Genomic DNA, 12,923 nt, shown 5'->3' with positions numbered 1-12,923 from the left:
TAATAAATATAGATTTCACCCAACAATGTAATTAAAAAAACATTATTTGTTATAGTGTTCATATAATTTACTATAAGGATGTTTTAGAATCCCTTTTTGCCAAGGTCTCTTAAAAGGCCCACCGTTAAAATGTATTATAGAAGGGTTATTCTTTGAATACTCATACAACTCTTTATTGTATATAACCTCACCATATTTACTTTTCAATTCGCTAAATGAACTTGAAAAGAAGAAATTCATAACATTAAATTTAGGATCAATATTTTCCATTATATCCCTACACACATAATTAATCGCGTCTTGGTCTGGCATAACTAATTTATCATTATAATTATCGGCGAATTCTAGAATTTTTTCAGTAAACTCAAACTCTCTTAACTTACTTAAATTCATAATCATTACACCACTATTAATCGCCTTATTTAAATAAATACCATTTACTTTGTTTTTAATATAATAAGGAGACTTTACACCACCTATATAAAACTCACTATCTACTATCTGAATTATTGAAGTTAACTCATTTGTAACTACACAATCTACATCAAGATATAATACCACATCTTCATCAATTAACTCTGGAATAAGAATTCTTGCCCAAGCCTCTACAGGCCATTTTTTAGAAACTTTTAAGTTATCAAGTCTTTCATCATTAATGTTTATAACCATTACATCAACATTAGCAGGGGAACTTTGTATAATTTCTTCTAATTCCAATTCTTTTAAACTTACATTTAAAATATACAAATTAACCTTCATTAATGCATTTTCTAGTGATCTTATAAAAATTTTAGTTTGCTTTAAAAAAGTACTGTCCGTAGAAATTGCTACAGCAATATTGTTATTAAAGTCAATCTTTTTAGAATCATTCAATTTTTTTATAATCTTTTTTCCACTTATATATTTGAAGTATAGGTAAGATATCATTATTTCCCTACCTTCTCGGCCTTAGCAGATCCTATAATCCCTTTCAAGAATCCCTTGATACTATCCTTTACTCTAAATAGCAAATGTTTTTCATTGTTTTTTAAAGTTGTCTTAAATTGGCTCTTCCATTTATCGATCTCATCAAAAGGCAAAAATATTTCTGTTTCAAATGATTGATTAATAACTTCATGCAATCGATTGATATCTTCTCTTTTTAAAACCTTTAGCCCGAATTTTTCTTTTTCAATTGCTCTATTATCTATACCTATTATTATTGTTCTTTTCATTTTTTGCATTGCTCTAATACCTGCGTGTAACCTAGTTCCGACAAAGTCAACATCTTTTTCTAGGATTTTATTGAAGGACTCTAGATTCGGGGAAATTACTTGTAAATTCTCTGGTAAGTTTAATTCATCCAAGTACAAGATATCACCATAACTCTGCGGCCATAAATACACTCTTTTGTAATTTTTGGATAAGATATCTAACATTAAATTATCTGCAGAAAGATTCTTATTATAATCTGTTAAAGTTACAACTACATCTTCCGCTTTATTTTGCGGTATATTTTTACAATGGTCTTTTGTTAATTTCCACATCGTTGGACAAGCTGTGTTAACAACATTTTTTATTCCTATCTCTAGAAGTTTCTCCTTAGTATATTCATCTCTGACAGCATGTATATATTTCTCGCTTAACACACGCCTCCACAATACTCTACTAAATAGAGAAGTAACCTTTGAATAGCTTTGCCATCCAACACCTAATAAAACAGCATCCTTAATAAAGAGAGTATCTAGTAGCCCTATTTTCCACAATCTCCTAATTAGCATATTGGGTTTTAAAAGGTTGGTACCACAAACTATTCCTAAACTAGACTCTTGCATTAAGTTGTGTGAATGCATTGACATTTTTGTATGAGTGGGGACTTCGACATATATTGAGTCATTGAAGACTTCGTGAATAATTTCCTGACAAGCGTCCATAATTATTCTATCTCCTGTATTTTCGCTTGTTACCCATGTATTGAAAATCGTAATTTTTCTCATTATAATTCTCCTCTACAATGTATCCTAACAGTTTTCATTTTACTGCTGTACTAAAATTAATATTAATTATAAGAGTTTTTGGTGCATTTTCACTAGACTTATTAAATATAACCTATTTAACTAGTTTCCTTTTTACCACTTTCAAAGAAATCATACAGAAAATTACTACGGTGTTTTTCAATAATTTGTTTATCATATTTCTTAGATTCTTCAAAATTCCGCAATGCCTGGGTAATCATGACATCTTTATTTAAAGACGTAATAATTCTACATATTTCATTGATATAATCTTTGGTATTACTAAATATATATTCATCTTCCACTAGTTCTGGAATACCTCCAGTTTTAGCCCCAAAAGCTGGTAATCCTCTACTCATAGCTTCTACTAGTGCTCTTGGTAGCCCTTCTTGACGACTAGGTTGAACATATACATCTAGCTGATCCAGCCACTCAAAAACTTGTCTATGTTGCAAGGTACCTAAGAATTTCACCTGTTCTTCAACACCTAATTGCTTAGATATTGTTTCCAGATATTTCTTATTACCCCCACCTACAAGTTGATATTCAATATTGGTAATACCCTGTTTCCTCAAAAAGCTCAGTGCTTCAATTATATACTGCTGCCCTTTATATTTAACATCAACTGCAGCGGTTGTTCCAATAACTAAATTTTGTTGATTAGAAAATTGGTTAATTTTATCCAACCTCTTTTTAATAATACCATCATCAAATTCGGTTAAAGTTACATCAGAACAACCTATATTTTTTCCACTGTTTGGGTATCTATTTTGTAGGAATTCGTTGGTTACATAAATGACAAAAGGAGCATCCTTTACAGTTTTTCGCAAAGAAAATAATGCACCCGGTGCTAAGGCTTTCCCTTTAAGACTGTGATTCCACAGACTGTCCCACGGGCAACCAACTACTTCAATAAGGTATGGCTTTTTATATTTTTTTGCATACTTGACAGCAATGTTTCCTGCATGACTTGGTAATCTAACAATTAAGTAATTGCATTGGATAACTGAATCCTTAATAACCCTCTCCATCTTTACCCTCTGATTAATACTTAAGAATGATGAGATTGATGTTGAAAGAGTAGGAATTTCAATAAAATTAATTCTTTCTTTATCAAAAAACTCAAACTTACTTTTCGCATATTCCGGATCATATATTTTAGGATCTTTTCTGAAAATCACACTTACATCCTCAAAAATATCAAGATATCTATCCCAAACTTTTTGATTATAACTACCATCTGTGTAATATGTTCCTTGATTATCTTCTTTTAGTTTTTCACCATCATGTACAAATAATAATTTCATGTTAATATTGTATGAAGGCACTATACAAATACCTCATCATACATCTCCTTTCTTCCCTTAAAAAATTGTTTATTTGCAATTCACTTATAAAATTACTTTTAATTTCCCTATGAAAATTCAAAAAATATTGTTCATTTGTGACAAACAATTAGACTATCATTTCTTAAAAGCTCCAACTACACAATCTTTATTTATGAATAGTGTCACTTAAATAAACACTTTGTTGGGTATCATTACATTTTGAATATATAAATGCTAGAATAAATAGCATCCAAAAAAAAGGCTGTCTTTGATTTAACAATGTAAAACTTTCCACTAATAATGGAGTAAACACTAAAACTGTAACAAATGAAACCTTTCTAACATTCTTTATAAACCACAATAGCAACAAAACTGTTGGGAGAATTCCGTAGCTGAACAACACACTAGGGATTGTTGAATGAATTTCACCAGTGTGTGCTGCGAGATTAAATCTCGTATAGTAGCCTTGACCGGCACCTAAAATTAGACGTTCAGGATAAACAAATAATTTATCTATCCCTCTCTCTTCTATAAGATTCGTCTGGTTATAATTTGTCGCATAGTTGCCATTACCTATTTTTGACATTTTCTCCTCTACTCTTTGGAACAAAAAATTATCTTCTGAAAACTTTTTAATATTAATTGGAGTTGTTGACACAAACAAAATCAATACTATAAGTGCAATATTAAATATTAGTATTTTTTTTGCATTGATCTTCTTTAATATACTAAAGCGCAATTTAAAAATTATAAGCAAAAATATAAATATAAATAATGCAATAAACATCCCCGTAGAAGCAGTTTGGAAAATTAAAAATGTAACTATCGAATAATAAATTAGACTTATCTTTTTATTAATAATCTCAGAAATAAGGTACATAATCATTAATGTAATATATAAAAAAAAGGACATTTGATTCGGATCATTAAAAGTCCCCATGTACCTAACTCCAGCATAGTACTCTCCCCAACCCAAAGAAAATACAAATAATTGAATCCATAAATTAAGTTTACATGCTTTAAATAGCATTACTAAAAATGACATATCTTTAGCGTATTGCCGAAAAAGAATTACAACTAGGAAATTAAATATATAGTGCAATGTAGATAAGACAAAGTCTATTCTTTGATGATAAGCAGCATAAAAGCCATTTATTAATATAATACTAATTATGAAGTAGAACAAAAGACGATCTACATTATCTATTTTTATCTCTTTATTTCTTTTAGTAAAAAGAAATAAAAATAAAGAAAGTAAAAAGAATAAATCTCCCGGCTGCACCCCCCCTGATTCAAAAATATAAAATTGCTTTAGTATAATAAAAATTAAAAAACTCCAATAAGTTAATTTCATGGCTCTCCTCTTTTGTTAAGTAATATCCGCACATAAAGAGTTTAAATAAAATTTTATAAAAAATTATTATATATTAACCTCATCTCCTTAATGACATTATCTATAGAGTAACTATTTATAAGTTCTAAATTTCTTTTACTGAAATTTTTTCTTAAACTTGCAGAATCAAAAACTTTTTTTATAGCATTAGCAAAGCTTTCTTTATCTTCTAAATCAACTAGTATTCCATTTTCATTATTAATGACCAAGTCTCTATTCCCTCTACAATCTGTTAGTACAATTGGTAGTCCGGTTGCCATTGCTTCCATTATATTAACGGGTAGCCCTTCTCTTCTTGAAGCAGAAACAGCTATATCTGAAAGCTTTAATAAGTTAGGTATATCTTTTCTAAATCCTAAAAACTCAATATTATTTCTTAATCCCAATCTGTCAACTTGTTCAATGTATTTCTTAGTTAATGGTCCTTCTCCAGCTAGTAAAAGCTTAATGTTTGGAATTTTATCTTTTAGAATACTAACTACATCTATAAGTAAATCCTGATGTTTATTATAGTTTAACTCGGCTGCATAAAATAATATAAAATCATCAGTACTATATTCATATTCCTTTCTCAGCCTTACCTTTTTATTAAAATCCACATCTATAAATTTACCTATATCAATCCCAACACCATGTATTTTAAAAATGTTTTTAGCTATTCTTAATTTTAATTTTTGTGCCTCTATATAGTCTTCTTGATTGATTGTAATAATTGCATCTGTGTATTTTGCAGCAACTCTCTCCATAGAATAATAAATTAGCCAGTTTTTGAATGGAGCCCCCTTATAAAAGTGAAATCCATGAGCAGTATATAATATTTTTGTATTCGGAGTATTTCTACAAGCCATTCGAGTTATGAAGGATGCAATTGGAGTGTGAGTATGAACTAATTCAAATCCCTCTTCCATGACTAAATGTTGTATTTTTTTGTATGCAAGTAAATTACCCTTTTGTAACGGGGATCTTTGAAAGTCTACATTATGAATTTTAATTCCTAATTCAATTAAATCAGGGCTTACGTCCTGAACCACATTAAAAGCAACTTCAACTTGATGTCCCTGTTCAACTAAAAGCTTAATATGTGGAATCAAAAAGGCATTTACAGTATTAGATATAGTTGTAACATATAGTATTTTCATTTCAAGTTACTGACTCTCCATTCGGAACTATTTTTTGATGTAGTTTATAGTTTTTTCTTTTATTATTGAATTCAATTCACTTAAACTATGAATTGAGTAATTTTCCTTAATATCATTTAGATATGGATTATCTCTATAGATGCAATTTCCATTCCGATAAATCCTAATTGTTTTTATAGGATAGATGCTACTTATATAAAAATCCTTCTCAGGATTATCACCGACATAAATCATTTCATGAAATTCTACATCCAGCTTTTCTTTCATAATTTCAAAGGCTTTAGGATGTGGCTTCCAAAACTCTCTTCCCAATTCATCTGTTACAATAATTTCATCAAAATGATTATTTGCTTTTATAGCCGTCAATTTATTACGCTGAGCATTAGCATACCCATCTGTAATAACACCCGTTTTTACATTTTTTTGCTTTAATAAGTCTAAGCAAGGTAATACATCATTAAAAAAATCAATACTAGGTAAATGGTTTCGATACTCTTCTACGAGATCGATTATTTCGGTTTTGGTATAAGTAACACCTAATGTATCAAGAATTCTATTAAAAACATTCCTAGGATTGTTTTTAAATAAATCGATTAACAATTCATACAGTTCTGTAGCAGCCTTGTCATACCTATTACTTAATAAGTTTGCAATATGTCGATAACCACTTTCAATATACTTCCTCTCAGAAATTAAAGTATCATCTAAATCGAATATTATTGCTCGTACCATCACAATAACTCCATGTTTTCATCTAAACAAATACTACTGTCAAATCTTAAAAAAGTAAGGTTATCTTTATAATTCTCGTTATACTCTAGCTTTTCACCCATCAGCAATCTAAAAAGATTTTCAGAAGAATCAGCACCACTCATAATACTCATTGGTGCCCCTCCACCGAATCTTGGGTTAATCTCAATATACTCAATTCCTTTATCTGTTTTCATAAGTTGAACTGTTATATGACCAATAGGCTTAAGTACGTTCATTAACTTAGTAACATCATCAATGATCTCCCTATCTCTTATAATCTTCCCCTTAGAAATCTCACCGCTACGAGTAGCTATCCTTAACCGAGGAACAATTGAAATAATATTACTGTCAAAGTCCAGGAATACATCAACCGTAAACTCTTCACCCTCCATAAAATCTTGAATTATAGGATCGTTAACAATATCCTTATAGATGTTTAATTCATTATTATTTTTCACTTTAAATATGTTTATACTGGAGCTTCCGGATTTTGGCTTTATAAAAAGCGGAAACTTTAAATTACCAGTCCTAATTTCTTCATCTGTATACATCTTAGGAATTCCAAAACCATTATCTTCTAGATATTTCTGCGTATTGATTTTATCTCTACATATCTCAATCACTTTATAATCAGATATCAATACCTTTGCATTTGTTTTTTCCTCGATAAAACTTTTATTCTCTGCAAGTAATAACAAATCTGTATCAATCGTCGGCACTACTAACGAAATATTTTCTTGATTACAAGCATCAATAATTGCACCAATATAATTAGGTTCAAAAATACGCGGTAAATTATAAGTTCTGTCTGCAAAGTATAAAGCCGGGGCTGTATTAGAACAATCTCCAGCTACAATATTACTTTTTACATTTAGTTTTTTCGCTGCTTTTTGAAAACACTGTACCAGTTCTACACGTCTTCCAGCACTTAAAATTAATATGTTAATCTCATTCATTTATTGTCCCCTACCTTACTACCTTCAAAGTACTCCATTGTTGCTGCAGTCTCTGAGTTAATACCTTCCCTAACAAAGACCTTCTTAATAGTATAAAAAATAATCTTCCAATCATTAACAAAACTCACATTTTCTACATACCTTACATCTAGATTGAACTTGTCTTCCCAACTAATAGCATTTCTACCACTTACCTGAGCTAAGCCAGATAACCCAGGTCTAACCTCATGTCGTCGTTTTTGATGCTCATTATAAAGAGGAAGGTACTTAACCAATAATGGCCTTGGACCTATAATTGACATATCACCCTTCAAAATATTAAAAAGTTCCGGTAGTTCATCAAGAGATGTAGAACGTAGTAACTTACCAAACTTCGTCAATCTAACACTGTCAGGTAGTAGCTCCCCTTTATCATCTCTTTCATCCGTCATGGTCCTAAACTTATACATTAGAAAAATCTCTTCTTTAAGCCCAGGTCGTTTCTGCTTAAATAGCACAGGGCTACCTAACTTCGTTTTAACAAGTAAAGCAACTATTAAAAATACTGGACTAAGAACAATAATAGCGATTAAAGAAAGTATAAAATCCATCGGTCTTTTTACAAACCTTTTATAAATACCACCTTTGGAATTCTTCATTATTCTAACCACAACCCTTTAATAGTCTTAACAACTCTTTCTAAGTCCTCATCCGTCATCTTTGTGTCAGACGGCAAACATACACCATTCTCAAACAGCTTCTCTGAAACACCCGTTCCAACAAAATCATATTTCTTAAAGAATGGCTGCATATGCATTGGTTTCCAAACAGGTCTTGATTCAATATTTTCTTTTTCAAGAGCATCCATAATGCCGATTGGCCTTACCTTACCTGTCAAAGTCATTGAGCTTAACCAGTAGTTTGGTTCATTCCACTTATTACTTGGCATGAACTCAACACCCTCAAGTCCAGCTAGCTCTCTTTTATAGAACTCAAAAATATAGTTCTTTTTGGCAACTCTCTGATCTAACACCTTAAGCTGACCTCTACCAATCCCAGCAACTACATTACTCATCCGATAATTAAATCCTAATTCACTATGTTGATAATGTCTTGCTTGATCTCGGGATTGAGTGGCCCAAAATCTTGCCTTTGCAATTCTTTCTTCATTATTAGAAACAAGCATTCCACCCCCGGAAGTTGTGATAATCTTGTTTCCATTAAAAGAGAAAATGCCATAGTCACCGAAAGTTCCAGTATGCTTACCTTTATAGTAGGTACCTAGAGACTCAGCAGCATCTTCTATAACCGCTACGTTATGTTTCTTACAAATCTCCATAATTTTGTCCATATCTGCAGACAAACCATATAGATGAACGACCAGCACTGCCTTTACTTCTGGATACTTTTCAAAAGCTTCTTCTAATGCTTTTGGGCTCATATTCCAAGTTTCGTAATCACTATCGATAAATACAGGAATAGCATTTTGATATATGATCGGATTTGCAGTAGCAGAGAAAGTAAGTGTTGGACAGAATACAATATCCCCTTCTCCAACTCCCGCTGCTTTAAGAGCCAAATGAATAGCAGCAGTCCCTGAGGAAAGTGCAGCAGCAGATTTAGATCCTACTTTTTCAGCAAGCTCTCTTTCGAATCCATTTACGTTTTCACCAAGGGGCGCAATCCAATTTGTATCAAAAGCTTCCTGTACGTATTGCATTTCAAAACCTTCATCACTCATATGTGGCGAAGATAGGAATATTCTTTCTTTCACTTTTGTCGACTCCATCATCTAGACTTCCTTCCCTTGTTAAGTTAATATTTTAGTAGATTAGGACTCACTTGGAATCCTCAAAACTATAACTCCAATCAACTTCTAAACCACTAAAATCGTTATCTACTTCCGATAGCCACCTCGTAATATCTATTCAATCTACCATGCAAATAAGAAATAGATATTTTTGCATTTGTCATCCAAAACGAGTTTCTTCCTATTATATAAACCATTCAATCAATCTATAAATCTCACTAAAATCGACTCAAACCCTTATCCCGCAATGTTTCTAGCGTTCAATCTAACTACGATAGTGTTCACATATATCATTCAATCATCAATATTCCTGAACACAAGCGTAAGGGCAATATAAACTAATTTTCCATAGATCAAATTCTTAAACGCTCTTATACTGCCCCACAATCCATACACAAATCTCTTAAACAAACATACTCATCCAACATCATAGAAAAGGAACAGCATTCCCATCACCATTCTCTTCACCGGGTCATCGTTAGACTCAGAATGAATGCTACATTTCACTTCCCCGTCACAACATAAATACATCTTCCCGAGAATTTTCAATTATCCACAGAACAGTAGGCACTGTGATTGTTGTTAATATCCCTAAAACGACGAGAACTGCAAGGATTTCCACTAAAGTAAAACCTGCATTCTTTGAATTCTCCTCACTGAATGCTTTTACATCAGGATACACCTAAAATCACCATCCATAGTTGTTTACGGATAGATGATACCATTCTAAGAGGAATTTACTAGCAGCAAACCATCACCTAACAGCTTCAGAGTTATATTTCTAAACGACTTTTTTTCAACACTTCTTCAAGATATTCCATTAACTCTTCCCGGATTTCTTCATTCTGCAAAGCAAATTCAATCGTTGTTTTTACAAACCCACTCTTCTCGCCAACATCAAATCGTTTGCCCTCAAAATCATAAGCAAACACACGCTGGATTTGATTCAGCTTTTGAATGGCATCGGTCAACTGAATCTCCCCACCAGCACCAGTTTCTTGTTGGTCTAAGTACATAAAGATTTCAGGTGTTAATACATATCTACCCATAATCGCTAGATTTGAAGGGGCTGTCCCCTGGGCCGGTTTTTCCACAAAGTTCTCGACTTGATATCTGCGACCCTCTTGAACGGAAGGGTCAACAATCCCATAACGGTGTGTCTCATTATCAGCTACAGTTTGAACACCAATTACTGAAGAATGAGTTTCTTCATATTGATTGATTAACTGCTTTAAACAAGGGGTATCACTTTGAACAATATCATCCCCTAATAAGACCGCAAATGGTTCATCTCCAATAAACTTCCGTGCACACCAAACCGCATGCCCTAAACCCTTTGGCTCTTTCTGCCGAATATAATGAATATCGGCAAGATTCGTAGAGTAACGCACTCGATCAAGAATATCAAATTTCCCTTTAGATTCTAGATTCATCTCAAGTTCTGGGGCATAATCAAAATGATCCTCAATCGCACGTTTACCTTTACCAGTAACAATAATGATATCCTCTATACCTGAAGCGACTGCTTCTTCAATGATGTATTGAATTGTAGGCTTGTCCACAATTGGTAACATCTCTTTTGGCATCGCCTTTGTTGCAGGTAGGAAACGCGTCCCTAATCCTGCAGCCGGAATAATGGCTTTGCGTACTTTTTTCATTTTAAATTCTCCAATCCCTTTTCTAGATTTATAACATGTATATATTACTTAGCAACCAAGAGTTTCCTAGTTTCTCTACGATTAGCCAAGTTGATCACGTACTCTTTTAAATCATTTGTCGTGAAATCCTCGAAGTTTTCGAGAAGGTATCGTACTTCCTCATCCTGCTCATGTAATGCTCTCCCAATAAATATCTTAGGGAAAATCGGTTCAGGGTGGATTTCCTTTTCATTTAATAACTCTTCAAACATCTTTTCACCGGGGCGTAAACCGGAGAACTTAATCCCAATTTCCTCTACTGAATAACCTGAAAGAGTAATTAAATTCTTTGCTAAGTCCACAATCTTAACAGGCTCACCCATATCTAGGACAAATATTTCTCCTCCACGAGCAAGTGCCCCTGCTTGAATCACTAATCGTGAAGCCTCAGGAATTGTCATGAAGTACCTTGTCATATCAGGGTGTGTAACGGTAACGGGTCCGCCAGCTTGAATCTGTTTCTTAAACAACGGAATAACACTTCCACGGCTACCAAGCACATTCCCAAACCGAACCGCAACAAACTTCGTCGTACTCCGGTCTGCTAGATCTTGAACCACCATTTCCGCAATCCGCTTTGTCGAACCCATTACATTCGTTGGATTAACCGCCTTATCAGTAGAAACCATTACGAAGGCCTTAACCCCAGATGCATCCGCTGCTTCTGCCACATTCTTCGTTCCAAACACATTGTTCTTTACAGCTTCTCTTGGATTATATTCCATCATCGGCACATGCTTATGCGCAGCCGCATGATATACCACATCTGGCTTATGTTCTTGCATTACCTCAAGTATGCGATCACGGTCTTGAATGTCTGCAATAACAGGAACAATCTTAATGGAATCCCGATAGAGATTTTTCAACTCCATATCAATGGAATAAATACTGTTCTCCCCATGTCCGACAAGAACAATTTTTCCTGGAGTGAAATGGCAGATCTGACGGCAAATTTCAGATCCAATTGATCCACCTGCACCTGTTACTAATACTGTTTTACCTGACACATACTCTGAAATACCCTCAATATCTAACTTAATTGGCTCACGTCCTAATAAGTCTTCTACTTCCACATCACGGAACTGACTGACAGGTACTTTCCCAATCATGATATCTTCAATCTTTGGCATAATCTGTGTTTTTAATTTTGTTTTCGCACACTCGTCGAAAATCCGATTGATTTCTTTCCGGCTTAAGGACGGAATTGCAATCACAATTTTATCAATTCCGTATTTTTCTACCGCGTCGACGATTCCTTTGGATGTACCGACAACTGGTATCCCAAGAATTTGCAGCTTATATTTACGAAAATCATCATCAATAAACGCGACAGGTTTTAGCCCAAGCTCAGGATTACCTAATAACTGCCTCGCGACAAGTGTTCCTCCTTGGCCAGCGCCAATGATTAATACTTTTTCCATATCTTCTTTTTTACTTATATAGCGATCACGGAACATCCGCCAAATAAATCGCGATCCACCGATTAGAATTACGTGGATCGTCCACGCGGTAAACAAGGCCCGCCAATACACTGGGAAGTCTAAGAATAGTTGAAATACCGCAAGCCCGATAATGGAGAAACTCACCGCTTGAACGATACTAACAATTTCACCAACACTCGCGTATTCCCACGCTTTGTTGTATAGCTGAAAAATCGAAGCAAATACATGGTGAAGCACCAATAAGACTGCGGTACTCCAAACAATTTGTTGATAGCTGAAGGTTTCAATTGATGGATGAAGGGGTACATAACTTAAATAAATAGCAAAAAGCACAATCAATGAATCCAAACCAGCTAACATTAACACTCGATTGCGATAACTCATCAAAATCCTCCTTATTAATAGGTAACAATTGAAAAAAGACAAAAAGAA

General features: G+C 33.4%; 12 protein-coding genes. All 12 read right to left on the bottom strand.

From position 1 onward, the window contains the following. Positions 1-42 precede the first annotated feature (42 nt). The 12 genes from M3182_RS14675 to M3182_RS14620 all read right to left on the bottom strand — a co-directional run bounded on the left by M3182_RS14675 (position 43) and on the right by M3182_RS14620 (position 12,875). Positions 43-927 carry a glycosyltransferase family 8 protein gene (locus M3182_RS14675; RefSeq protein WP_251558713.1) on the bottom strand — a complete coding sequence of 295 codons (885 nt, stop codon included), beginning with the start codon at positions 925-927 and terminating at the stop codon, positions 43-45. After that, positions 927-1,976 carry a polysaccharide pyruvyl transferase family protein gene (locus M3182_RS14670; protein WP_251558710.1) on the bottom strand — a complete coding sequence of 350 codons (1,050 nt, stop codon included), beginning with the start codon at positions 1,974-1,976 and terminating at the stop codon, positions 927-929. The genes M3182_RS14675 and M3182_RS14670 overlap by 1 nt, the downstream gene beginning before the upstream one ends. A gap of 116 nt (positions 1,977-2,092) precedes the next feature. Beyond that, positions 2,093-3,322, bottom strand: a complete 1,230-nt coding sequence (locus M3182_RS14665) for a glycosyltransferase (RefSeq protein WP_251558708.1) — start codon at positions 3,320-3,322, stop codon at positions 2,093-2,095. Positions 3,323-3,488: 166 nt separating this feature from the next. Further along, positions 3,489-4,676, bottom strand: a complete 1,188-nt coding sequence (locus M3182_RS14660) for a hypothetical protein (protein WP_251558706.1) — start codon at positions 4,674-4,676, stop codon at positions 3,489-3,491. A gap of 53 nt (positions 4,677-4,729) precedes the next feature. Then, positions 4,730-5,854, bottom strand: a complete 1,125-nt coding sequence (locus M3182_RS14655; protein ID WP_251558704.1) for a glycosyltransferase family 4 protein — start codon at positions 5,852-5,854, stop codon at positions 4,730-4,732. 27 nt (positions 5,855-5,881) lie between these two features. After that, positions 5,882-6,586: an HAD family hydrolase gene (locus M3182_RS14650; protein WP_251558702.1), complete on the bottom strand. Its 705-nt coding sequence runs from the start codon at positions 6,584-6,586 to the stop codon at positions 5,882-5,884. Then, a complete protein-coding gene (locus tag M3182_RS14645; RefSeq protein ID WP_251558700.1) occupies positions 6,586-7,563 on the bottom strand; it encodes an ATP-grasp domain-containing protein in 978 nt (325 codons plus the stop codon). Before M3182_RS14645 ends, M3182_RS14650 begins: the two co-directional genes overlap by 1 nt. Further along, a complete protein-coding gene (locus M3182_RS14640; RefSeq protein ID WP_285868219.1) occupies positions 7,560-8,201 on the bottom strand; it encodes a sugar transferase in 642 nt (213 codons plus the stop codon). The genes M3182_RS14645 and M3182_RS14640 overlap by 4 nt, the downstream gene beginning before the upstream one ends. After that, on the bottom strand, positions 8,201-9,316 hold the full coding sequence (locus M3182_RS14635; RefSeq protein ID WP_251558815.1) for a DegT/DnrJ/EryC1/StrS family aminotransferase: 1,116 nt from the start codon (positions 9,314-9,316) through the stop codon (positions 8,201-8,203). Before M3182_RS14635 ends, M3182_RS14640 begins: the two co-directional genes overlap by 1 nt. A 550-nt stretch (positions 9,317-9,866) precedes the next feature. Continuing rightward, positions 9,867-10,034: a type II secretion system protein gene (locus M3182_RS14630; protein WP_251558698.1), complete on the bottom strand. Its 168-nt coding sequence runs from the start codon at positions 10,032-10,034 to the stop codon at positions 9,867-9,869. Between the two features lie 91 nt (positions 10,035-10,125). Beyond that, positions 10,126-11,010, bottom strand: coding sequence for a UTP--glucose-1-phosphate uridylyltransferase GalU (gene galU / locus M3182_RS14625; protein WP_251558695.1), 885 nt, complete (start codon positions 11,008-11,010; stop codon positions 10,126-10,128). A 44-nt stretch (positions 11,011-11,054) separates the two neighbouring features. Further along, positions 11,055-12,875 carry a polysaccharide biosynthesis protein gene (locus tag M3182_RS14620; protein ID WP_251558693.1) on the bottom strand — a complete coding sequence of 607 codons (1,821 nt, stop codon included), beginning with the start codon at positions 12,873-12,875 and terminating at the stop codon, positions 11,055-11,057. Positions 12,876-12,923 lie beyond the last annotated feature (48 nt).

The organism is Mesobacillus maritimus, from assembly GCF_023715205.1.
Taxonomy (GTDB): domain Bacteria; phylum Bacillota; class Bacilli; order Bacillales; family Cytobacillaceae; genus Mesobacillus_B; species Mesobacillus_B maritimus_C.
This window is presented reverse-complemented; position numbering and strand designations above follow the sequence as displayed.

Excerpts from the sequence above, each read along its gene's own strand:
- M3182_RS14655 (WP_251558704.1), bottom strand. The coding sequence starts at position 5,854 with ATGAAAATACTATATGTTACAACTATATCTAATACTGTAAATGCCTTT.
- M3182_RS14670 (WP_251558710.1), bottom strand. The coding sequence starts at position 1,976 with ATGAGAAAAATTACGATTTTCAATACATGGGTAACAAGCGAAAATACA.
- M3182_RS14645 (WP_251558700.1), bottom strand. The coding sequence starts at position 7,563 with ATGAATGAGATTAACATATTAATTTTAAGTGCTGGAAGACGTGTAGAA.
- M3182_RS14660 (WP_251558706.1), bottom strand. The coding sequence starts at position 4,676 with ATGAAATTAACTTATTGGAGTTTTTTAATTTTTATTATACTAAAGCAA.
- M3182_RS14620 (WP_251558693.1), bottom strand. The coding sequence starts at position 12,875 with ATGAGTTATCGCAATCGAGTGTTAATGTTAGCTGGTTTGGATTCATTG.
- M3182_RS14650 (WP_251558702.1), bottom strand. The coding sequence starts at position 6,586 with ATGGTACGAGCAATAATATTCGATTTAGATGATACTTTAATTTCTGAG.
- M3182_RS14675 (WP_251558713.1), bottom strand. The coding sequence starts at position 927 with ATGATATCTTACCTATACTTCAAATATATAAGTGGAAAAAAGATTATA.
- galU (WP_251558695.1), bottom strand. The coding sequence starts at position 11,010 with ATGAAAAAAGTACGCAAAGCCATTATTCCGGCTGCAGGATTAGGGACG.
- M3182_RS14640 (WP_285868219.1), bottom strand. The coding sequence starts at position 8,201 with ATGAAGAATTCCAAAGGTGGTATTTATAAAAGGTTTGTAAAAAGACCG.